The organism is Butyrivibrio sp. NC3005 (assembly GCF_000424545.1).
Lineage (GTDB): Bacteria > Bacillota > Clostridia > Lachnospirales > Lachnospiraceae > Butyrivibrio.
Window position 1 is genome coordinate 116794 of record NZ_AUKC01000006.1, and the last position, 24016, is coordinate 140809.

At 36.2% G+C, this 24016-nt stretch carries 15 protein-coding genes and 14 tRNA genes; 26 read left to right on the forward strand and 3 right to left on the reverse strand.

The genetic code is table 11. From position 1 onward, the window contains the following. The first annotated feature begins 34 nt into the window (after positions 1-34). The 5 genes from G634_RS0102910 (at position 35) to G634_RS0102930 (ending at position 4325) form a co-directional block, all read left to right on the forward strand. The gene (locus G634_RS0102910; RefSeq protein WP_026504041.1) at positions 35-1756 is read left to right on the forward strand and encodes a methyl-accepting chemotaxis protein; all 1722 of its coding nucleotides are present in this window, start codon (positions 35-37) and stop codon (positions 1754-1756) included. 513 nt (positions 1757-2269) lie between these two features. Continuing rightward, positions 2270-2343: transfer RNA gene (locus G634_RS0102915), tRNA-Arg, on the forward strand. Positions 2344-2477: 134 nt separating this feature from the next. Beyond that, on the forward strand, positions 2478-3221 hold the full coding sequence (locus G634_RS0102920; protein WP_026504042.1) for an ABC transporter ATP-binding protein: 744 nt from the start codon (positions 2478-2480) through the stop codon (positions 3219-3221). Next, complete coding sequence (locus G634_RS0102925) at positions 3214-4131, forward strand: SufB/SufD family protein (RefSeq protein WP_026504043.1); 918 nt, start codon at positions 3214-3216, stop codon at positions 4129-4131. Before G634_RS0102920 ends, G634_RS0102925 begins: the two co-directional genes overlap by 8 nt. Before the next feature lie 120 nt (positions 4132-4251). Next, positions 4252-4325: transfer RNA gene (locus G634_RS0102930), tRNA-Arg, on the forward strand. A gap of 70 nt (positions 4326-4395) precedes the next feature. Here the strand turns inward: G634_RS0102930 and G634_RS0102935 are convergent. Beyond that, positions 4396-5592, reverse strand: coding sequence for an acyltransferase family protein (locus tag G634_RS0102935; protein ID WP_026504044.1), 1197 nt, complete (start codon positions 5590-5592; stop codon positions 4396-4398). Between the two features lie 390 nt (positions 5593-5982). Here G634_RS0102935 and G634_RS20095 point away from each other — a divergent pair, with 390 nt between their 5' ends. Genes G634_RS20095 through G634_RS20100 form a run of 4 tightly spaced genes read left to right on the forward strand, consistent with a single transcriptional unit; the run spans position 5983 to position 10792 of the window. Beyond that, positions 5983-6882, forward strand: a complete 900-nt coding sequence (locus G634_RS20095; RefSeq protein ID WP_051233642.1) for a transglutaminase domain-containing protein — start codon at positions 5983-5985, stop codon at positions 6880-6882. Between the two features lie 50 nt (positions 6883-6932). Then, positions 6933-7439, forward strand: a complete 507-nt coding sequence (locus G634_RS0102955; protein ID WP_026504046.1) for a hypothetical protein — start codon at positions 6933-6935, stop codon at positions 7437-7439. After that, on the forward strand, positions 7420-8556 hold the full coding sequence (locus tag G634_RS0102960) for an acyltransferase (RefSeq protein WP_026504047.1): 1137 nt from the start codon (positions 7420-7422) through the stop codon (positions 8554-8556). The genes G634_RS0102955 and G634_RS0102960 overlap by 20 nt, the downstream gene beginning before the upstream one ends. Positions 8557-8566: 10 nt before the next feature. Then, complete coding sequence (locus tag G634_RS20100) at positions 8567-10792, forward strand: M15 family metallopeptidase (protein WP_026504048.1); 2226 nt, start codon at positions 8567-8569, stop codon at positions 10790-10792. 204 nt (positions 10793-10996) lie between these two features. Here the strand turns inward: G634_RS20100 and G634_RS0102970 are convergent, their stop codons facing one another. Then, entirely contained in the window at positions 10997-13435 is a 2439-nt protein-coding gene (locus G634_RS0102970) for a GH36-type glycosyl hydrolase domain-containing protein (RefSeq protein ID WP_026504049.1), read from the reverse strand. Between the two features lie 377 nt (positions 13436-13812). Between G634_RS0102970 and G634_RS0102975 the strand changes: the two genes are divergently transcribed. The 4 genes from G634_RS0102975 to G634_RS0102990 all read left to right on the forward strand — a co-directional run bounded on the left by G634_RS0102975 (position 13813) and on the right by G634_RS0102990 (position 18167). Continuing rightward, positions 13813-14844 carry a LacI family DNA-binding transcriptional regulator gene (locus G634_RS0102975; RefSeq protein WP_035798669.1) on the forward strand — a complete coding sequence of 344 codons (1032 nt, stop codon included), beginning with the start codon at positions 13813-13815 and terminating at the stop codon, positions 14842-14844. Positions 14845-15150: 306 nt separating this feature from the next. Continuing rightward, positions 15151-16296, forward strand: coding sequence for a THUMP domain-containing class I SAM-dependent RNA methyltransferase (locus G634_RS0102980; RefSeq protein WP_026504051.1), 1146 nt, complete (start codon positions 15151-15153; stop codon positions 16294-16296). Positions 16297-16308: 12 nt separating this feature from the next. Then, a complete protein-coding gene (locus G634_RS0102985) occupies positions 16309-17535 on the forward strand; it encodes a hypothetical protein (protein WP_026504052.1) in 1227 nt (408 codons plus the stop codon). A gap of 20 nt (positions 17536-17555) precedes the next feature. Then, the gene (locus G634_RS0102990; protein ID WP_026504053.1) at positions 17556-18167 is read left to right on the forward strand and encodes an XTP/dITP diphosphatase; all 612 of its coding nucleotides are present in this window, start codon (positions 17556-17558) and stop codon (positions 18165-18167) included. Between the two features lie 146 nt (positions 18168-18313). Here the strand turns inward: G634_RS0102990 and G634_RS0102995 are convergent. Beyond that, positions 18314-18395, reverse strand: a tRNA-Leu gene (locus tag G634_RS0102995). Between the two features lie 421 nt (positions 18396-18816). On the opposite strand from G634_RS0102995, the gene G634_RS0103000 reads away from it, so the two are divergent. From G634_RS0103000 to G634_RS0103060, 13 genes are all read left to right on the forward strand, one after another. Then, positions 18817-18891: transfer RNA gene (locus tag G634_RS0103000), tRNA-Pro, on the forward strand. A 53-nt stretch (positions 18892-18944) separates the two neighbouring features. Beyond that, positions 18945-19015: transfer RNA gene (locus G634_RS0103005), tRNA-Gly, on the forward strand. Positions 19016-19038: 23 nt separating this feature from the next. After that, a tRNA-Arg gene (locus G634_RS0103010) sits at positions 19039-19112 on the forward strand. Positions 19113-19150: 38 nt separating this feature from the next. Further along, positions 19151-19224, forward strand: a tRNA-His gene (locus G634_RS0103015). 70 nt (positions 19225-19294) lie between these two features. Next, positions 19295-19366, forward strand: a tRNA-Gln gene (locus G634_RS0103020). A gap of 17 nt (positions 19367-19383) precedes the next feature. Further along, positions 19384-19456 (forward strand) — tRNA-Lys (locus G634_RS0103025). A 221-nt stretch (positions 19457-19677) separates the two neighbouring features. Beyond that, positions 19678-19748 (forward strand) — tRNA-Gly (locus tag G634_RS0103030). Between the two features lie 23 nt (positions 19749-19771). Then, positions 19772-19845, forward strand: a tRNA-Arg gene (locus G634_RS0103035). A 36-nt stretch (positions 19846-19881) separates the two neighbouring features. Beyond that, positions 19882-19955 (forward strand) — tRNA-His (locus tag G634_RS0103040). A 70-nt stretch (positions 19956-20025) separates the two neighbouring features. After that, a tRNA-Gln gene (locus G634_RS0103045) sits at positions 20026-20097 on the forward strand. Positions 20098-20114: 17 nt separating this feature from the next. Further along, a tRNA-Lys gene (locus G634_RS0103050) sits at positions 20115-20187 on the forward strand. Between the two features lie 306 nt (positions 20188-20493). Further along, the gene (locus G634_RS0103055; protein WP_035798673.1) at positions 20494-22611 is read left to right on the forward strand and encodes a methyl-accepting chemotaxis protein; all 2118 of its coding nucleotides are present in this window, start codon (positions 20494-20496) and stop codon (positions 22609-22611) included. An 857-nt stretch (positions 22612-23468) separates the two neighbouring features. Next, positions 23469-23690, forward strand: a complete 222-nt coding sequence (locus G634_RS0103060) for a hypothetical protein (RefSeq protein ID WP_026504055.1) — start codon at positions 23469-23471, stop codon at positions 23688-23690. Positions 23691-24016 lie beyond the last annotated feature (326 nt).

Consider the following 24016-nt stretch of genomic DNA (forward strand, 5'->3'; position numbering starts at 1 on the left):
AAGGATATTAGTCAAGCATTAAAGGAGAAAGTGTATGGACTCCAAGGTAAAAAAAGGTAAACTGGTTCAGAAAATTGTATTGATAGCGATAGCAGCTATTGTGGGAATTTCGATTGTTCTGACAGTAATAAGCGGATTGGAAATCAATGGGATTTATGATGAAATAGTCAAAGAGGAGTTAAAGGTTGCATCTCAGCAGCTTGAGAGTGAATTCTCCAATTCCATTGAAGGAGACTGGAGAGTAGATGGAGAAAAAGTTTATAAAGGTGATACAGATGTTACAGAAAAATTCCAGAATATTTTGGATGAGCTTAAGTCCAAAACAGATATAGAATATTCTTTATTTGCAGGAAATGTCCGCATGATAACAACTATGAAAGTTAATGGGCAACGAATTACCGGATTTAAAGTACCTGACAAGATAAAGAGCGTAGTATTAGATTCTAATAAAGAGTATTATTCGCCTGGTGCAACACCTGCAGGAGCTGAAATAGAGTATTATTCATATTACACTCCTTTATTGCAGGATGATGGAACTCCATTTGGAATGGTATATTCAGGCCGAGGCAAAAGAGATGTAGATATCAAGCTTTTAAGAGTAATAATGACAATGGTAGTAATATCATTTGTAATCGCCGTCGTTTTGTCTGTTTTAGGAATGGCTGTATCTGCGAAAGTTTCTAAGAAGATGAAAGATATAGCACATGAACTTTCAAGTCTTTCAAAAGGTGATTTGAATCTTCATATTGATAAAGATTCTATTACAAGAAGAGATGAAATCGGGCTTTTGGCCGATGGAGCGCAGACTTTATCTGATAAATTGGGAGACGTAGTAAGCAAAACAGTACATATGTCAAGAGAACTTGAAAAGTCAAGTGAAGGATTATCGGATTCTGCCAGTCAGGCATCAAGCGCTTCGAGTCAGGTTGGAATAGCGATTGAAGAAATATCAAAAGGTGCTTCCACTCAGGCTCAAAGTGTAGAAACGGCTTCGGGAAGAACACAGGACATTGAACTGGATATTGACGAAGTATCATCTAATATAAATGAGCTTAACAATTATTCAGAGCAAATGAAAACATCCTGTGAAGCAGCTATGGATGCTCTTAAAAAGCTGATAGAACAAAGTACTGAAGTTAAAGAATCTGTTAAAGACATTGGACAGACAATTGAGTCAACTAATGAATCTGCAAAAGAAATATCCAACTTTACACAGGCCATTACGGAAATAGCATCACAGACCAATCTGTTATCACTTAATGCCAGTATAGAAGCAGCTAGAGCAGGTGATGCAGGAAAGGGATTTGCAGTAGTTGCAACAGAGATAGGACAGTTGGCCGTACAGAGTAGCCAGAGCGCAGAAGAAATAAAGAAAATAGTTGAAAAACTTGTTCTTGATTCGGAAGAATCTGTAAAAGTTATGCAAAGACTTAATACAAATTTCGAACAGCAGGCACAACAGTTAGAGGATACCAAATCTAATATGCAGGATATGTCTGAAAATGTTGAAAATGTATCAAGCAGTACAGAAAATATTGCAAAGCATATTGATACTCTAAATACAGCCAAGAACCATTTAGTGGAAATAATAACAGATCTTTCAGCTATATCACAGGAAAATGCAGCTTCTGCAGAAGAGACAAATGCGTCAATGCAGGAACTTGCTGCTACGTTTACAGTTATTACAGATGAAGCAATCAAGCTTCAAAGCCTTGCTTCTAATATGACTGAAACTATTAGTTATTTTAATGCATGACTTCTTGTCACTTACATTCAGAAACTCGCATTTACTGCGAGTTTCGTGAGAACAAAAGTCAAGCGGCAAACTGGTCCAAGGCGAAGCCTTTTCAAATGGCCAGATTGCGTAGTTTTTGGAACGTAGTGACAAAAAACTATACTTTATTGTTTCTATATAGTCCGTTTTACTATTTGTATATTTCGTCGCAGACACGCTTTCGCTTGATTATAAACGTAGTGGTACGTAATGCGCTAAAAAACAGCGCATAAGTACCAACGTTTATAAACAGTTCTGCTCATGAAATATTACAAGCCAGTAAAACTAATCTACTAAGTATTCAAATCAATAACCGTACCAGACCAAAATTTGTCGTTAAGACAAATTTTGTCCTGCAAAGCAGGATTCTTGCTGATGATTATCAAAAATCTCAGCAAGAAAACAAAAAATATCAAAAAAGGTGTTGACAAGAACTCCATGATGGTATAAAGTATTTTTTGTCGCCGACGAGAGTTGGTGCAAATGAATACAGATGCGTGCGTAGCTCAGCTGGATAGAGCGTCTGGCTACGGACCAGAAGGTCGTGGGTTCGAATCCTGTCGCACGCATTGTTGAAAAAGCAGGTCGTTTGACCTGCTTTTTTTCTTATAAGGAATTGCAACATTTGTGCTAATTATTGAAATCGCAACTGTTAACAGTTATACTAGGAAGGAATACATAACATTAGATAGAGGAGATTTTTATGTTAGAGATAAAAGACCTCACATATGAAGTTGAAGATAATGGTAAGAAACTTACTATAATAGACCGCTTAAACCTTACGGTAGGTGATGGAAAATTTGTAGTTATTACAGGACCTAATGGTGGTGGTAAGTCTTCTTTGGCTAAGCTTATTATGGGCGTAAATCCTATTACTTCCGGTAAGATTATATTGGATGGGGAGGATATTACTGATAAGAATATTACAGAAAGAGCAAAGCGCGGTATCAGCTTTGCATTTCAGGCTCCAGTACATTTTAAGGGAATCAAAGTTGTTGATTTATTAAGACTTGCTGCAGGAGAGAAGATTTCAGTTGCCACAGCATGCGAATATCTTTCCAAAGTAGGACTTTGTGCAAAAGATTATGTAAATAGAGAAGTTAACTCTTCACTTTCGGGCGGAGAGCTAAAGAGAATAGAAATTGCAACAGTACTTGCCAGAGGAACAAAGTTTTCTATCTTTGATGAGCCAGAGGCTGGAATTGATTTGTGGAGCTTCCAGAATCTTATCAAAGTTTTCGAGAATATCAGAGAGTCTATAAATGGTACTATTCTGGTAATATCACATCAGGAGCGAATACTTAATATTGCAGATGAAATTGTAGTTATAGAAGATGGACATGTTAAGAGTCAGGGAAGTAAGGAAGAAATTCTTCCTGAAATTTTAGGAACATCATCTGCTAGAAAAATTGCTTGTGAGAAGCTAGGAGGTACTATCAATGGATGAGATTCAAAGACAGTTAATTGCAGAAGTGGCTGATTTGCATGAGATGCCAGAGGGAGCATATAACATCCGTACAGATGGTGAACTTGCTGCTCGTAATACAACATCTAATATTGATATTGTTACCAAAGAAGATAAATCTGGTATTGATATTCGTATTAAGCCAGGGACAAAGAGAGAAAGCGTTCATATTCCTGTCGTTCTTAGTAAGAGCGGAATTAAAGAAACAGTATATAATGATTTCTACATAGGCGATGATAGTGATGTAACAATTGTAGCAGGATGCGGAATACATAATTGTGGAACTCAGGATTCAGAGCATGATGGTGTACATAGATTCTTTGTCGGGAAAAATGCTAAAGTACGTTATGTAGAAAAGCATTATGGAGAAGGCGATGGACAAGGTAAACGAATCCTCAATCCTGTCACGGAAGTTTATCAGGAAGAAGGAAGCTATGTTAATATGGAGATGGTGCAGATAAAGGGCGTAGACTCAACTGTTCGCACCACCAAGGCAGAGCTTGCATCAAATGCTACACTTATCGTTCATGAAAGACTCATGACACATGGAAGTCAAAAGGCTACAAGTGTTTATAATGTTGAACTTAATGGAGAAAACTCCAGTACAGATGTAATTTCACGTTCCGTTGCCAAAGATGATTCTGAGCAGATTTTCGAGGCTGCAATAGTTGGAAATACACTTTGTTCAGGTCATGCTGAATGTGATGCTATTATTATGGGAAATGCTCATGTAGTTGCTATACCAAGACTTGATGCTAACAACGTTGATGCGGCTCTTATTCACGAAGCAGCCATTGGTAAGATTGCGGGAGATCAGCTCATTAAGCTTATGACACTTGGTCTTACAGAAGAGGAAGCAGAAGAGCAGATTATAGCCGGATTCCTTAGATGAATTTTTTAGAAAAATAAAATCAAAATAATTCAAAAAAAGTATTGACATAATTAGTCTATTGGTGTAAAGTATTATTTGTTGTCGATGAGCGTCGGCAACAGATAAAACTTTATAGTAGATGCGTGCGTAGCTCAGCTGGATAGAGCGTCTGGCTACGGACCAGAAGGTCGTGGGTTCGAATCCTGTCGCACGCATAGAAAAAGAAGCAAATCATAAGATTTGCTTCTTTTTTGATGAAGAGATATAAAAATGATTAAGTCTCCATTATGCAGTCTTCTTTTCTATATTCTTATCAATATCTGTTTTCTTCTTGTTTGTTCTAAGAATTATATGGTGAAGCTTTTGTAATAAAAGTGCTGAAGGAATTCCTAGTGCATATACAGCAACAACATATAAGAAAACGTTTTTGATCGGCAATGGAGCAGGTACAACACTGCAGAACTCATGGTCGAACAATTCTACAAAAAGTCCGTGGATAAGATAGAATTCAAGGGTTATTTTTCCCATAAAGTCCAACAGTTTATTTCCAATTTTAACCTTCATGCTAAGTAGAAGGAAACAGAATACAAAATCACAAGTTACATACATCTGAGAAAGCAGGCAAATACGTCTTCTGAATACCTTATCCAAAGCATTAAAGTTTTCCCCATAGTAAGACACAATATTAAGTACATAATCAGAACGAAGATAAAGAGGATAGAAAAGACCAAATGCAAGTATTAGATACAGCAAATAGTGTCTTTTTAAATGAGGAACAATTCTATTCTCAAACTTTGCAAAAATCATTCCGATAGGGAAAAGATGTACGCAGTTGTACCACCATTCACCTCTTATCCAATAATCATTGTGGTCAACTCTTGTTGCTGCAAGCATATATACAACAACAAATAGAACAGAAGTAAAAAATGCTGTGTCTTTGTTTTTGAAAAACTTAAAAGACAAATAGAAAGCAAGGTAGAAAAAAGGAAGAACAATAACGTACCATGTATTCGGGTTGCAAAGTTTAATACTGCTAAGATAAAGTGCCATTTGACTTCCGTTCATTTTCTCGCCTAATATCAGTCTTGCGATAAAAAATATTAATCCGGTAGTGTATAAAGATAAGACAACCGGAAGAATTCTTTTCTTTACAAATCCGTTAAGGTAATTTGGTTTTGAAGAATAGCTTTTATAAATACCATAACCATTGAAGAAAAGGAATACAGCAACAAACAGATATCCATTAGGTGCAAAAATTTCAAGTCCCGGAATAATTCTGCTTTTGGGAAAGAGCCATGAAGCACAGGTTTTCTGTGCAATATGATGCAGCATAATGCATATTGCTAAAAATCCCTGCAAAGCTTTAGTCTGCTTTAGTGAAAGAAATTCATCATTCCACTTCCCTCGCCCGATAACTGGTTTTGCCCGCCAAAAGAAAATAAGCGGTAGAATAAAGTACACACTGTAGATTAGTTTGTTCATTAAAGAACACCTCCCATAAGAAATTTTGACCTCTTAAGATAATCATAGATTTGAATTGAGGCTCTGACAATCTCATGTTTTGCTATCTTTTCATCAAATCTTGCTATCTTTATTAAGTGCAAAAAAACACACAAAATCGGACATCTGTTTTTGTTGAAAATAATTAAAAATAAAAAAATCATAAAATAAAAGTGTACAAAAAATTAACTTCAAAATCAGTAATAATAAAAAGCTGATTTTGTGTAAAAAAGAATTTTAATGAAAAACGTCAGTAAATATGCGGAAAAAACGTTTTACTATCGCAAAAACAAGCGAGAATTAATTTTGTTTAATAAATCTATGATTATTTGTGTATAAAAATACGATAAACAAAGTATGGAGGGATAATTTATGGTTAAAAACGGATTTTTTAAAAAGTTATGTGTATTAATGGTTTTGTTTTTGTGTTTTACTTCTTTTGTCAGTTTAAATGCTTGCTCTAAGGAAGGAAATCAGTTTGCGGATGTTTTTGATGCAAATTACTATGCTACAACCAATAAAGATGTAGCATTATTGTGCGGAAGTGACGAAAAAGCTCTTCTTAATCATTTTATAAACTATGGAATGAAAGAAGGCAGAAAAGGCAATCAGGAATTTGATGTCATAGCATATAAGACGAGATATAAAGATTTGCAAGAAGCCTTTGGTGATGATCTTACTAAATACTATATGCATTATTTAACTCGTGGAAAAACAGAAGGAAGAAACGCTTCTGCTGACGGATTGGTAACAGTTAATGATGAAGAAACAGCAAAAAGTGCTTTAAACGCAACTGACAACGAGACGAATAGTAAACCAGATAATAATAAAAAAACAAAATACGAAGAATATCCCCAAGCAGTAGCTGTCCTTAATAAAGTAGGATGGAAGTTGGAAAATGCTTTCAAGTGGTCTTCCAGTCTTACCTATTATGGGCACGGAGCACCCGGAATGCCAGCAGAACCGTCACCGGGAGTAAAGTGGTTTGCAGATTTTGGATTTACTAATCATAAAGGAAACTGCTATGTTATGGCTGCCACTTTCTATGAAATGGCAAAGTGTCTAGGGTATTCACCAAGACAGATGTCAGGACTTGTTCCCAGCAGAAAAAGAGGTCTTACACCTCACTCATGGGTAGAAATCGATGTTAACGGTCAAACTTATGTATTTGATCCTGATTATACATATGGAACAGGTAAAAATGGTTTCATGATTCAGTATGGTCAGAAAGGTACATGGAGGTATCAAAGTTATAGTGTTATGTCTGAATAGCACTATAAGAGCTTTAAGTGCTTAGGCTTGAATAAACAGGAGGTGATTATTTGAGTAAAAAGATAAGGCTTATGACAGGAATTATTGCAATTGTATTTGTGCTTGGTATTTCTTTGAAGGCAGAAGCTTTTTCGAAAGCTTCCTACAAACTAATTGTAACTAAAAAGAATGTAGACAATTTGACAATAGTTGAAATTAAGGATTTCTCAGAGGCAAAGACAGCAAAAAGTAAGGATTCCTCAGAGGTAAAGATAGTAAAAAACAAAGAATCATCAAAGAAGGATGCTGAAAAGAATAAAAATTCTTCAAAGTCATCTAGTTCTTCTGAGATGAAGGATAAAGCTTCATCAAACGAAGATGACAATAAGTTACAAGGTAGCAAAAAAACTTCCAAAAACAAAGCTAATAAGAAATCAGATAACGCTAAGAAAAAGAGTTCTTCTAAAAAAGGTAAAAAATCAATAGATGATGAAGATTCACCGCTTGGTGACAATCCGTCAAAAGAATTAGATGATAATGATCAGGGGTGCATAGGTGATGATGGACTTACATGGTAAACCGTTAAATAGAAACTATTCGTTATCTTTGATAAGGGTTATTTCATGTCTGGCTATTATTGTCCTACATACTGCTAACGTATCTGAAATGCTGTATCGTGATGATATATCACTGTATGAGCAAACATGTTCAATGGGAACTGTCTACATTATGATGTGGGCAGTTCCGTGTTTTCTTATGACATCAGGTGCCCTTATCTTAGAACCTTCCAGAGAACTTCCTTTAAAAAAGCTCTTTAAAAAATATGTTCCTAAGGCATTAATTCCTCTTGTTTTCTTTGGGATAGTATTTCAGATAATAGATGAAGTTATGGATGGTAATGAAATATCGATTGATACTTTGAAAAGAGGTATATATGAGATTTGTACAGGAAAAAGTTGGGCGCATTTATGGTATTTATATCTTTTGCTTGGAATATATCTGCTCCTTCCTTTCTATCGGATGATTGCAAAGGGAAGTGATGAGAAAATGCTAAGATATTTGCTAATTGTTTATTTTGTTTTTTTGTCGATTATACAAGCGGTCAAATCTACAGGAATTCCTATAGCTTTCAATATACAGGTCTCAGGAATTTATATTTTTTATCTTTTTGCGGGATATGCATTTAGTCAAAAAATAATACGTATTAATAAAGTGGCTTCTTTTTTTATTTTTTTTGTTTCGACTGCCTTTATAGCTATTCTTACATATAGAAGTTATTACTATGAAATCGAGACTTTTGATGGAATTTTGGAAAGTTATGCATCTCCTTTTGTGGTATTACAGTCTATTGGTTTTTTTTCGTTTTTTTATTCAGATGTAGGTAAAGAGACTGGTGACAAATTATCTTTGAAAATTTTGAATTTTTTTGATGAAAACAGTTTTGGTGTCTACCTCATACATATGATTTTTATCAGAATAGTACTTAGATATCAAGAGGTGAATTTGTATGAAAAAGGTATTCTAGGATTTGTTTTCTATTGCCTTTTATTGTTTGTTGTGACCACGGTTTTAACCGGAATACTAAGAATCCCGCTAAAGTTCTTTAGAAAAGTCTCAGCTTTTATTATACAGACCCAAAATCAAGATAATTTAAAGGCTAAAACTTTTGCAAGAACAAATATAAGTGGTAAATGAAAGAGGAGTTATGGGACAGAATAGTAAAAAAAGAAACAAAAGGAGATTAAAAAAAAGGGTAAAACTATATTTATTCATTTTTTTAATGTCTTTTATAGCCTTTGCTTTGCTTGCAGTATCTCCATGGATTGTGAATACTGCAAGGATGAATTTTAATGCAGTTGTTAAAATCAAAGTGAATTCGTCCAAGCAGAGAGTTTTGACTTGGGATAGAGCTGATAAGGCAGATGGCTATGTAGTGGAATTGCAAAAAAAAGAAGGCAAGAACTCAGAGATTTTGTGTAAAGCTGATGTAGAAAAAGAAGAGTTTATAGTTCCTGACAATGTTCCCCTGGATAAAAAAATCTCCATATGCATTAAAGCAAAGAGCAGCTGGTCGTTCATGGATAAAGAGTACCATTTCACAGAGCAAAGAGGACTTAAAATATCAGTGTATCTGGATGAACCTGAGATAGCAGATGTTGAGACTAATATTTCAATGGCAGATGAAAAAATGTATATTACCTGGAAAGGTTATTCTACAGATACATTTCTACTTGTTCAGACTTTTGAAGATGGCAGCAGAAAAATAATTAAGAGGTATGGCTATTCGAAAACGAATCCGCTTAATTTTTTTTCAAACGAAGGAAGAAAAATAAGAAACTACGCAGCGTTATTATACTTTGGTGAAGGTAAAAATCTTCCGATTCCTAAAAAAGATGACAAGTATAATCTGGAAATAATAGCGGTTCGAAAAGAGTCTCATTTGGAATTTTTTGGTGATGATAAACTTGCAGCAACTATTACTGCGAATGAATTTTTACCGGCAGAAACAGAGCTTGCTTATGAAGAAATATCACAGAATAATTATAAATTAATGTGGACAGAATTTCAGGCGAATGGATATGAGATTCAGATGAGGGGAAATGACAATCAAGAATGGAAGACTCTTCGTAAATTGTCTATAGGAAGCGAATGTGAATATGAGACAGGAAGATTATCTCCGGGTAAAAAATATATATTCAGGATAGCGCCAGGAGGAATAGACACGGGTAAAAAGGACTATTCTGAAAAATCGGGAAATCCTGACATAGTTGTAATAAATACTCAGGCTTCACCAATGTATGCAACAATATGGCCTACTAAACAGCTCGTAGTGTATTCTGATGCCAAAAAAACTTCTAGGATTGATAATGTCAAATCTCAAAAGGCTTTGTGCGTATTAGGCGAAGATTCTGGCATGTTTAAAATACAGACAGAAAGAGGAAAAGGATATATAGATAGTAGCTACTGTATGATTAATCTTCCGGAGTATCTTGGAGATATTTGCGAATATGATATAACAAACAGTTATGCATCGATTTATCTTATACATAATTTTGCAATACCTAATGTATCAGCAACTGTAATACCGGGATATGAAAATATCCTTCTTGATGATGATACATTTCTTGTTCCTCTTTTGTATCCATGTGCTAAAAAGCTATTAAATGCAGCTAATGCAGCCAAGGCTGATGGACATAAAATCAAAATATATGATTCTTTCAGACCTCACAAAGCTACAAGATATATATACGATGAAACGGCTAAAATACTGGATTTTGAAGTTCCATCACATGAATATAGTAGGATAACCTTGGACATGTATAGAAAACTTATAGATCAAGGTTATCGACAGGCATCCGAAGCAGTACCAGAAGATGAATGGCCTCAAAAATCCATCGAAAGCAGTTCTGCAAGCCAAGATTACACTATAATTGATAATACTGTTTTTTATATAGATGAAAGAGTATTGGGTAAAAAAAGAGTAACCTATAGGAGAACAATGACAAATGGTTCGTATTCGCTTGGAAATTTTCTTGCGGCAAAAGGATCTACTCATAATTACGGTATAGCAATGGACATGACACTTGTGTCTGATAAGGGAAGAGATTTTGACATGCAGACCAATATGCATGATCTAAGCTATTATTCTGCACTTAGCAAGAATAACAGTAATGCCAATCTTCTGCAAAAATATATGAAGGCAGCAGGTTATGGAATACTATCAAGTGAATGGTGGCATTTTCAGGATAATGAGACAAGAGCAAAGACGAAAGCAGTGCCACTTGAAGAGGGTGTAAGCATTGAAGGCTGGAAAAAAGATGATAAAGGTTGGAAATATAGACTTTCAAGCGGAAAATATTATAAAAATCAAAAAATCAAAATAGGAGATAAAGAATATGCTTTCGATGAAAGCGGATATACGTCAAGATGAAGATTGCGGGATTTTTTGATGATTTTTGCTGTTTTGTTTCAAAAAAGCCAACTGGTTATTATAAACGGTATTACCTTGAACCAGTTGGCTTTTTAGTTTGCCTATGAAAACAATACATTATGACTTCTTGCTGAGATTTAGGATAATCATCAGCAAGAATTTTGTCCTAGTACGGTTCTTGATTTTCCTGATGAAAACAAGAACCTATGCTTTCATAGTTACTTCTACAGTGACATCTTTTTTCGATGAATCAAATGGAATTACATTACCTTCAATTTTCTTACCATCAACTACGATTTCCTTAACACCTTTTCTGATATTGTCAGGGTTGTTGATGGAGATGTGATAGTTTACACCACGATATGTACGGTCTACCTTAAAGTTTCCGAATCCATCAGGAATACATGGATTTACAGAAAGTCCATCAAGTGTTGGATAAATTCCCAAAATATACTGAGAAATATTTACAAATGTCCATGCTGCAGTTCCTGTAAGCCAGCTATTCTTGCCCTGACCAAAGAATTTTGCATCTTTACCTGCTACCATCTGAGAATAAACATATGGCTCAGTGCAGTGGATTTCACTTATATCTTCAATATAAGCAGGACATGTCTTCTTATAAATTTCAAAAGCTCTGTCACCATCACCAATAACAGTTTCAGCGATAGATACCCAAGGATTGTTGTGACAGAAAATACCGGCATTTTCTTTGTATCCTGGTGGATATGAGCTGATTTCACCAAGTTCGAGATGGTACTTTGTATATGCGGGCTGTAGAATCATAATTCCATACTTGGAGTCAAGATGCTTTTTGACTGAATCCATAGCCTTTTGAGCAAGACCTTCTTTGACACCTATTCCTGCGAGTACGCAGAATCCCTGAGGCTCAATGAAAATCTTACCTTCCTCACATTCATTTGATCCAACCTTGTTAGAGTTTGCATCATAAGCTCTAATGAACCATTCTCCATCCCAACCAGCAGTTACAACTGCATCATACATCTTCTTGACTTCGCTTCTTGCATAGTCAGCCTCTTTTTGATTGCCTGTAAGTTCGCATAGTTTAGCATATTCTTCACCATATTTTACGAACATACCAGCGATGAATACTGATTCTGCAACAGGTCCTTCAGAAGGTCCGAAAGTCTGAAAAGATTCACCAGGGTGAGCTGAAAAACAGTTAAGGTTAAGGCAGTCATTCCAGTCGGCTCTTCCGATAAGAGGAAGATTGTGAGGACCTTTGTGAGTTACTGTGAAATCAAATGAGCGCTTCAAGTGATTCATTAATGGAGTAGCAATGCTTTCGTCATTATCAAACGGAACCATTTCGTCCAGTATGGAAGTATCACCTGTTTCACGAATATAAGCACTTGTTCCAGCGATAAGCCACAACGGATCATCGTTGAATCCAGAACCGATATCAGCATTTCCTTTCTTTGTCAAAGGCTGATACTGATGGTATGCGCTTCCATCAGGAAACTGGGTAGAAGCGATATCAATGATACGTTGTCTTGCCCTATCTGGAATAAGATGTACAAAACCAAGAAGATCCTGACAGGAATCGCGGAAACCCATGCCCCTACCGATACCAGATTCATAATAGGATGCGCTTCTTGACATGTTGAAAGTAACCATACACTGATACTGGTTCCAGATGTTAACCATACGATTGGCTTTTTCATTATCACTTTCAATGTGGAAGCGAGAAAGAAGGCCGTCCCAGTATTCACATAACTTTGAAAAAGCATCATCTACAAGGGCAGTATCTTTATAACGTTCGAGCATAGCATGAGCTTTTTCTTTATTAACGACATTTGGAGCTTCCCATTTATTATCATCAGGATTTTCAATATATCCAAGAATGAAAACGAAAGTTTTTTCTTCATTTGGAGCAAGAGAAACGTTAAGCTGATGAACTGCTACAGGAGACCAGCCGCTTGCAACAGAGTTTGTGCATTCTCCATTTACTACAACGCTTGGAGTATCGTTTCCGTTGTAAGCGCCAAGGAAACTCTCGCGGCTGGTATCAAAACCGTCTATTTTGGCATTTACAGAATAGATTGCGTAATGATTACGTCTCTCACGATATTCAGTTTTGTGGTAAATAGTTGAACCCTCAACTTCAACCTCACCAGTTGAAAGATTTCGCTGGAAGTTTCTCTCATCATCATCTGCATTCCACAAACACCACTCAACATAAGAAAAGAGTTTAAGTTCTTTTGATGTAGAAGAGTTGTTTTTTAAAGTAACCTTACTGATTTCACAAGTATCGTTCATAGGAACGAAAGTAAGCACATTGGCAGTTACACCATTCTTTTCGCCCTTAAACTTTGAGTAGCCCATACCATGACGACATTCATAGCTGTCAAGACTGGTGCGTGTAGGCTGCCAGCCAGGATTCCAGATAGTCTCACCATCTTTGATATAGAAATACTTACCATTATTATCATATGGAATATTGTTATAACGGTATCGTGTAAGTCTTAATAGTTTCGCATCTTTATAGAAACTGTATCCACCGCAGGTATTGGATATCAGAGAAAAAAAGTCCTGATTTCCAAGGTAATTAATCCAAGGGAGTGGAGTTTTAGGAGTTGTTATAACATATTCGCGATTTGTATCATCGAAAAAACCGTATTTCATGTTCTGCCCCTTTCAACGTGATTACATTTAATAATCTAACGAAAACGTTTAAGTATAAGAACATTATAATTATTTAATCGAAATAACGCAATCATGCAATTTTGACAAAAAAACGTTGAATTCTTCGTTAATATTGGGAAAAATCAGAATAATAATATACTTAATTGCATTGAAATAATAAAAGGTTTATAATAAAAACACGTAAACGTTTAAGAATGATATTCATAATATTTTTTCGAAAAAAAATAAGAATATATATGGATTTATGAATTATACTCTCGTAAAAAGTGTTTTATGAGTTTTGGAAAAAGGATTGTATTCAAAAAACGAAGTTATGACATATAGAGGTTTTAATTCTACTGAAAGGAGAATCGGCTATGGGGCAGAAGGTATCAATGAAGGATATCTCAAAAGCCTGTGGAGTTTCGGTTGCGACTATCTCGAAGGCGTTAAATGATAGAGGTGATATAAGCGAGGAGACCAAGCAGAAAATTCGTAAACTTGCACAGGAAATGGGATATTTTCCAAACTCTGCTGCTAAAGCGTTAAAGACCAGCACATCCAATAACATTGGAGTGCTGTTTGTAGATGATGCAAGATCAGGTCTTACGCATGATTATTTTGCTGCAGTGCTTGATTCCTTTAAACGAAGTGCAGAGCATAGCGGATATGACATTACTTTTATTAATACAGGTGGAAATCAGCGAAGTTATATAGAACATGTTTTATATAGAGGATTTGATGGAGTCATGATAGCCTGCGTGGATTTTTATGATCCGAAAGTAATAGAACTGGTAAGAAGTAATATTCCTATAGTGACTATTGACCATGTCTTTGATAGCAGAATATCCATTATTTCCAACAATGTTGAAGGAATTCAGCAGTTGCTTACCTATTGTTATGAACAAGGGCACAGGAAGATAGCCTATATACACGGAGCACAATCATCAGTTACACAGAGTCGTTTATCAAGTTTTTACAAGACAGCTGAAACACTTGGAATAGAAATTCCACCAGAGTATGTCAAGGAATCTGATTATAGAAATACAGCTCTTACGTTTGAGTGTACCAAAGAGTTGTTGGAATTACCTAATCCGCCGACCTGTATACTGTTTCCAGATGACTTTTCTGCTATAGGTGGTATAGGAGCAATAAGACAAAGGGGACTTAGTATTCCCAAAGATATATCAGTTGCAGGATATGACGGAATACCACTTGCAACCAGAATGCAGCCTCCAATGACAACTTTTCATCAGGATTCCGAGACCATCGGAAGAATGGCAGCTGAAAGACTGATATCACTGATTAATTCTCCCAAAACTACGGTAATTGGTCAGGTAATGGTAAGTGGTCAGCTCTTTACCGGAGCAACAGTTAGGAAGATAAACGAATCAGAAGAAGAGTTTTGATGACTGTTTGGTAAAGTTGCAATTAATAAAGAAGAAAACTGTTTTTATTAGAACAAGGCAAAGAAAGTGTATTAGATTTTATATATAGTAGTATTTTTACATAAAAGGTATATAGTTTAAGGAAAGCTTGTGTATTAACTTTTGTTAAATGCATAAGCTTTTTTGTTTCTAGCAGTTTGTTGATATTTCGACTGATTTTTCGTATGATTATTGTGAAGAGAAAAAGTAAATGTTCTTTATTTCTAAGAAATGAGATGGTAATTGAACATTTACATAATCAATGAATTTATAGTAAAAGGAAATAATATGACACATTATGAACTTGTTGCTCCATGCCATATGGGGCTTGAAGCCGTATTAAAAAGAGAAATAATTGATTTAGGTTATGATATTACCGAAGTTGCAGATGGACGAGTTACATTTGCAGGAGATGCAGATGCAGTGGTACGAGCTAATATCGGGCTTCGAACTGCTGAAAGAGTTCTTATTAAGATTGGATCTTTTCATGCAGAATCCTATGAAGAATTATTTCAGGGAACAAAAGCGCTTCCTTTAGAAGAATTTATTCCAGTTGATGGAAAATTCTGGGTTACAAAAGCATCTACAGTCAAAAGCAAAGTCTTTTCACCAAGCGATATCCAAAGAGTTATGAAAAAGGCTATGGTTGACAGAATGAGTCAAGCATATCATACAACTGTCTTCGAAGAAAATGGCCTAGAATTTCCAATAAGAGTATTTTTATATAAAGACGAAGTAACAGTTACACTTGATTCTACTGGAATGTCACTTCATAAGAGAGGCTATAGAAGACTTGAATCTCAGGCTCCTATTGCAGAGAATCTTGCGGCAGCTCTTATTATGCTTACACCTTGGCGTAAAGATCGCATTTTGATTGATCCTTTCTGCGGTAGTGGAACTATTCCAATTGAGGCTGCTATGATTGCAGCTAATATTGCACCTGGAATGAATAGACATTTTAATGCAGAGGCATGGACTCACCTTATAACACCTCAAAACTGGAGTGATGTCAGAGAAGAGGCGATGGAAGATATAGACCTTAATATTGAGACTGATATTCAGGGATATGATATAGATTCGTCTGTAATAGAGATAGCTAGAATAAATGCAGAGAAAGCAGGTGTTGGTGATCTTATTCACTTTCAGGCAAGAGATGTAGCAAAGCTTTCTCATAGGAAAAAATATGGATTTGTTATTACCAACCCTCCATATGGTGAAAGAATTGGTGATAAGAAAGAACTTGATAGTCTTTACCGAGTACTGGGTGAAAGGTACAAAGAACTTGATGACTGGTCAATGTTTATGATTACTTCTTATGAAAAGGCACAAGAGGCAATAGGTAAAAAAGCAGATAAAAACCGTAAGATTTATAACGGAATGATAAAAACATATTTCTATCAATACTTAGGAGCAAAACCACCAAGAAGAAAGTAAAAGGGGCATAATATGACAGGACAAAAAAAGTCTTTGTCAAAGCGTCCGGTTAGTTCTATTGAGGAGTCTTTGTCAGAGTCTGATGAAAAATTAGAAGTTAATTTGAATCGATTACTTAAAAGAACATCTTTTTTTACTATTATTTTCTGTATCATGGCTTTTTTGTGCATGATTCCGGTTATGGCTGCCCATACAGGAAAAGTTAACATGAATAATGCAGGAGGACAGGCCGCAAAAAATGCTCAGATACAAGATACTCTTCCTGTCACAATTCACAAAAAAAGCCTTATGCCCACTAAGGATTCGGCAGGAATAACAATTCCTTTGCCCCAGCAAACTTTGAAAGAAAACACAAAGGTTGTCAAACGATATGATCTTCAGCAGTTGTGGGTATATATAGACAATGGAAAAAATCTATATACTGAAGATTTTAAAATTAAGACTTCTTCACAGGTTGTAGAAGCATATTGTTATGATGCAGAGGAAATAAAAAAGGCGGCAGCAGGACGGGCAGCCAATGGATCACAGGAACTTGTAAAAGTTATTGCAAAGAATATACCGGACAATTTTAATGAAGCGGTATGTATTATATTGCAACTTGATAAAGTATATGAGACAGATACGCTTTTTTCTGAGGGTGAACTTACAATGTCTCTAAAAAAACCTACAGATATTTATGATAAGATAATCGTAATTGATCCGGCTATTTCGAAAACACCTCTTTTAAATGGAGAAGGAACTACTAATAAAGAAGTCAAAGAGGATATTCCTCTCGAAATTGCTCAAAAAGTAAAGGAAATATTGGAAAAAGAAAAAATCCATGTATATCTTTGCCGAATAGATGAAGTTGACCATACAGCCAAAGTTAAAGAGAATTTCGTAAGTTCTTTAAATCCTAATTATCTTCTGACAATAGGTAACGGAGAAAAGCTTTGTGCCTACTACAATGGAGAAATTTATCTTAGAAAAGAAGGGAGTGATATGTTTGCAGAACAGATGTCTGCAGATATAGCATATCTTTTTGGAGAAGAAAAAGCAGAAGTTGCAACCTATGAGTCTATAAATAATCTTATAGAACAGGATGCTTCACTGGAATTTATCTTGAGATATTCCTCACATATCCAGAACCCTTCGGCTTTTCTTTCACTGCCTTCGAAAGAGATTATAGATGGCGATGAAAGTCTTGATAGCTATGCTATAGCTATTTGCAGAGCTTTTAAATATATGTTTAGACAGTAAATGAATAAAGGCGGTATAGTATTATGAGAATTGTAGTTGCAACTGGAAATAAAGACAAAATGCGTGAAATCCATGAGATAATGGATCATTTCGGAGTAGATATTATCTCTATGAAAGAAGCAGGCGTTTTTGAAGATGTTGAAGAAAATGGAACAACTTTTGCAGAAAACTCTCTTATCAAGGCAAGTTCAATATCAAAATCACTCAAAGAAAAAGGTATTGATGATGCAGTTGTTCTTGCCGATGATTCAGGTCTTGTGATTGATGCACTTAACGGAGAACCTGGAATCTATTCAGCTCGTTATATGGGAAAGGATACTCCATATCCGGAAAAGAATGCAAAAATTATAGAAAGACTATCTAATGTAGAAGATGACAAGAGAACAGCACGCTTTGTATGTGCGATAACAGCAGTTCTTCCAGATGGAAGGCATTTATGTGCAGAAGATACGATGGAAGGCGTAATTGCCAAAAAAATAGCAGGAGAAAATGGATTTGGCTATGATCCTATATTCTTCCTCCCTCAATTTGGCAAGACTTCAGCTCAGCTTCTTCCAGAAGAAAAGAATAAAGTTAGTCATAGAGGAAAAGCACTTAGAAAAATGGAAGAACTTCTTTCAAAAGAACTGTAATAAGCAAAATGAAACAGTGATAATAGTTTTACATGATATGTGATTTGTGAAGGAATTAAGCAAGCTAAGACAATGCTTATTGAATAAAAAAGACTGAAAAACAAATAGAAAAGGGATTTCGTTTGAAAACGAAATCCCTTTTAAAGTGCGGATAGAGGGACTTGAACCCTTACACCATTCGGTACAGGAACCTAAATCCTGCGCGTCTGCCAATTCCGCCATATCCGCATGCAAGAACTATTTTATACCAGAAAATCAGTGTTTGTCAATGAAAATCACAAAACAGGAAGATATAAATTTGTCAGGGCGACATAATTTAAAAGTGTTTAAATTATGCCGCATTCTTATGCGCTGTTTCTTAGCGCATTACGTACCACTACGTTTATAATCAAGCGAAAGCGTGTCTGCGACGAAATATACAAACAGTAAAACGGACTATATAAAAACAATAAAGTCATGATAAGAAATGTATCGGAAAATACCAGTAAAAATGCGTTTTTTGATGGTTTCGACTACTAGAAAAACATGATAGAAAAAAACAAAATAAAAAAATATGATTTTTTTTAAAAAAAGTGTTGACATATTTAGAGAACGTGATAGAATATATCTTGTCGCCGCGAGAGAGCGAGGCACACAAAACACTTCACTTCGGGGTGTGGCTCAGTTTGGCTAGAGCGCCTGCTTTGGGAGCAGGAAGTCGCAGGTTCGAGTCCTGTCACCCCGACTTTGCAAGTTTGTAAATTGTGTTAAGTGGAATAAGAAAGAGAATTCTACCGTGCGGGTGTAGTTCAATGGTAGAACACCAGCCTTCCAAGCTGGATACGTGGGTTCGATTCCCATCACCCGCTTCACATCGAAAGATGCGAGGTATGTGTTCGTAGCTCAGTTGGATAGAGCAACGGCCTTCTAAGCCGTGGGTCGGGGGTTCGAATCCCTTCGAGCACATTTTGTATGAAGTTCATCTTCATATATTTTACCTTACGGTGGGTATGGCGCAGTTGGTTAGCGCGCCAGATTGTGGTTCTGGAGACCGTGGGTTCGAGTCCCACTACCCACCCTTAGTAATTCAGTAAGGCAAACCTGATTGCGACAGCTAATAAGTCAAGTTCGCAAACTTGCCACCACATTGGGCTATCGCCAAGCGGTAAGGCACAGCACTTTGACTGCTGCATACGACGGTTCGAATCCGGCTAGCCCAGCTCGAATAATTAAATATGAGATACTAGCTCAGTTGGTAGAGCACTTGACTTTTAATCAAGTTGTCGTGGGTTCGATTCCCACGTGTCTCATTTTTTTCAGAAGAACGCTGAAATAACTTTTTTCAGCGTTTTTTATTTGCTCGATATAGTATGATTAGTTTATATCATTGTAAGTAAGCGTCTTCACGAAGACTTAGGCGAGTAAACAGTGTCGCTTATGGATAACTAATAAATATTAAGTATTGACAAATAAGCTGAAATGGTATATAATATCCAAGTCGGTATGACATTTGATTGAAATTTTCTGCTATGCGGGTGTAGTTCAATGGTAGAACACCAGCCTTCCAAGCTGGATACGTGGGTTCGATTCCCATCACCCGCTTCACATCGAGAGATGCGAGGTATGTGTTCGTAGCTCAGTTGGATAGAGCAACGGCCTTCTAAGCCGTGGGTCGGGGGTTCGAATCCCTTCGAGCACATTTTGTATGGAGTTCATCTTCATATACTACCTTACGGTGGGTATGGCGCAGTTGGTTAGCGCGCCAGATTGTGGTTCTGGAGACCGTGGGTTCGAGTCCCACTACCCACCCTTAGTAATTCAGTAAGGCAAACCTGATTGCGACAGCTAATAAGTCAAGTTCGCAAACTTGCCACAACATTGGGCTATCGCCAAGCGGTAAGGCACAGCACTTTGACTGCTGCATACGACGGTTCGAATCCGGCTAGCCCAGCTCGAATAATTAAATATGAGATACTAGCTCAGTTGGTAGAGCACTTGACTTTTAATCAAGTTGTCGTGGGTTCGATTCCCACGTGTCTCATTTTCGAAACACTTAAGAATACTCTTAAGTGTTTTTTGTTGCATACTATAAATACAATAAACTCCTGTTGCTAAATGACAGAAAACAGGAGCTGAAAGATATCGTTAAGGAACTTGTTTTTTAAGTCAATAATACTTTTTTAGGGGCCGATGTGAATGGTATCACATCGGCTATTTATATGCTTATCTTGTTGAATAATGTACTTAAACTGTTTGGCGATAATTTTTTAATCGGATATTGATATACGGAATTGCGTGTATGGTGTTATAATATTTTTGAAGTCTATTATTATAAACAGGAGGCAATATGAGTATTATGAAAAAGAAGCAGGATAATGCAAGCGGACTTAAAATCGAAGGTATGAGCATCAAGATGGAATTGATAATAGCAATAGTTCCTATCGTTGCTATATTGCTAATCTTGCTGACTGTGGTAACTTCTATGATAAGTCGTAGTATTATCATAGATCGTTCCAATAGCGAAATGCAGGCTACTTTGGGAAAATATTCAAATTATATCTCTGGTGAGCTTAACGAAATAAAGTCTCAGACTGATACTTTGGCAATGATGGTGGGAGCAACGTATCAAACAGCATCTATTGATGAGTTAAGTGAAGGTATTACATCTATCGTTACCAGCAATGACATGGTATTGGGGGCAGGACTTTGGTTTGAGCCTAATGTATATGATCCTGAAAAAAAATACTGTGGCCCATATTGGATGAAAAAAACAGATTCAAACGGTAAATGGGATGGCAGTGCGCTAGAGGCTTCCTGGGATTATTCAAATGAAAGCTATGATTATTTCAATCAGGAATACTATATAAATGCCAAAAAATCTGCTAGTGCTACCATTACAGATCCATACTATGATTCATCATCAGGTATGGTCATGGCTTCCTGTTCTGCACCTATTAAAAAAGCTGATGGTACTTTTGTAGGATGCGTTACTGTAGATCTTATGTTGGATGAAGTAAATGCAGAAGTAGCTAATGTTCGAATTGGTAAAACAGGAACTTTATGGCTCACTGATACAGCTTTTAACTATGTATATCATCCGGCTTATCCAAATGCGATAATTGATGGACTTGGCATTGATGATTCAACTGAAATGGAAAATTACATTTCAACAATTAAAGCAAGTGAAACAGGTAAGGGAAACTTTAAATATCAGGGCGTTAAAAGACTATTGTATTGGGATACTATTCCGGGCATGAATTGGAGAATCGGACTTACAATTTCTCAAGATGAAGTATTTGAAAAGGTCACAATGCTTCTGCATATATCAATTATCGTATGTATAGTAGCTATTGTAATGACCACTATTATGATAATCTATCAGGCAACTGGAATAGCAAAAGCTGCTGCTGTTGTGGCTAACTCTCTTGCACATTTGCGTGATGGAGAATTTGTAAAGATAACAGGAGCTAAAAAGAGAACTGATGAAATCGGATTGATGACTCAGGCAACAAATGAAGTAATAGAAAAGCTTGACAGCATAGTATCAAATATTAAAGAATCAGCTACCTCGCTTGGTTCATCTTCAGAAGAACTGGCAGATATGGCAAATCAGATCTCACAGACAGCAGAAGATGTTTCTAATGCAGTGCAGGAAATTGCAACAGGTGCTACACAGCAGGCAGATGAGATTCAGAGTGCGACAGAAAATGTCGGACGAATTGGCGAAGCTATTAATGATGTTCAGAATTCTACAGAAAACCTTTCCGGTATAACGCAGAGGATGAAAGAAGCTTCAGAGATTTCAAGCAGTTCTCTTGCTTCGCTTCAGGAATCATCGCTTGAAATGACTGCAAAGATCGATGAGATTTCCAGCACCATTGAGACTACACAGAATGCGGTTCTTAATATAAATGATAAGGTTGAGGGAATTACATCAATTGCTACTCAGACGAATCTCCTTTCTCTTAATGCTTCTATTGAAGCTGCACGTGCAGGCGAGGCTGGAAAAGGATTTGCTGTTGTAGCAGAAGAGATTGGCCAGCTTGCTGCCAATTCAAGGCAGCTTGCAGATGATATTAAGATTGAGATGGAGAAACTTCTCAATGAATCAAAGGCTGCTGTAACAGCTTCTGAAGATGTGAAACAGGGTAATATCAAACAGCAGACAGCCCTTGGCGATACATTAAATGCAGTAAACGGAATGTTGAGCGATATTACAGATACAGTTGGAGGCGTAGAACTCATTAGTCAGGGCGCTGAAACCTGTGACAATTCTAAGAATGCAGTGGTTGATACAATGAGTGCATTGTCAGCTATCTCTGAAGAAAATGCTGCATCTTCTGAAGAAACAGGTGCTTCAATGGAAGAACTTTCAGCTACAGTTACTACTCTTGCAGGCTCAGCTTCAGATCTTAAGGATATTGCAGAACATCTTAATGAAGAAATGAGCTTCTTTAAATCATAAAATATAGATTTTTGTCACTACGTTCCAAAAACTACGCAAACTGGCCATTTAAAAAGGCTTCGCCTTGGACCAGTTTGCCGCTTGACTTTTGTTCTCACGAAACTCGCATTTACTGCGAGTTTCTGAATATAAGTGACAAGAAGTCATGACTTCTTGCTGAGATTTAGGATAATCATCAGCAAGAATCCTGCTTTGCAGGACAAAATTTGTCTTAACGACAAATTTTGGTCTGGTACGGTTATTGATTTTCCTGATGAAAACAATAACCTATGACTTCTTGCGGGAAAAAGCGGAAATCGCCCTCAAGAATCTGGATTCGCCAGATACGCTTTCATCTAAAGATGAAACCTATACGAATTAAGAGAGATGTGCCTACGCGACACATCTCTTTTTACGTGATATGAACTAAGGGTGTTCGGCAGGCGGACCAAGCTTATAATAGATCTGCTGCAGGAAGAGATAACCGGCATTGAAGGCAAGGCGTACATTTGCATCAACATCATCCACACCGTATGTCTCGCGGATTGATTTTTTTAGTACATATTAACAGTCAATCCCCATAAAAACAGTATGTAAAATTTTTTTAAAAAATTTCTAAAAATTAACACAAAAGCGTTTAGAAATGTGTTAAAATGAATTTAATCTTTTTCTTTTATCAATAGGGGTGTGTATCGCTTGCACATTTCCACCTTAAAACTAAGAAAGCAAATAAGCTTTCTTAAAAGTTTCGTAGATAGTCGTACTTGGACTGTCTGTTAGTTGTTTCTTTGTATTACTATTTGCATATTTTGCTTGTGGTAATACTCGTTTGTAACGCTTATCTTAAGGTTCAATTGTTTAATGTGAGGTGATTTTTTATGTGTTTATGGATGAATTTGGATTATCTACTGCAACAAGATGTAATGGCTGCCATGAATTATCACAAAGGAAAGTGTTCAGAATGGAAAGATGGCTCAGTCAGGAAATACTGGGTAGAACACTCAGCAACAGGACAGTCAATTTTATGTGTTGAATATGATAGTGGAAATGTTTGGAAGTATCGAAGGAATGCCAAAGATGAAGGATTTGTATTTAATTGAATGAAATTTTAAGATATTTACATCAATAATAGACAAGTTTTCCTGCAGCATTCGTTTGGTATTTTGAACATTAATGACTACAGTTTGAATTATAGTATAAAGCTTTAAAGAACCATTTTAGATAGTAGTCATAGTGCAAAGCTTTGAAGAACAACTTTATAAACAGGCTTTAGTACAAAACAATACTTTTACTGACTCTCGGTAATTATAGTCATAAAAAATAATATAATAAAAAAGATTATTCCAAGAGATTTAACTACAAAGGGGTGGTTGAATCTCTTGTTTTTATGTGTAATTAGAAATTGCTTTGCATAAAGTTTCAAAAT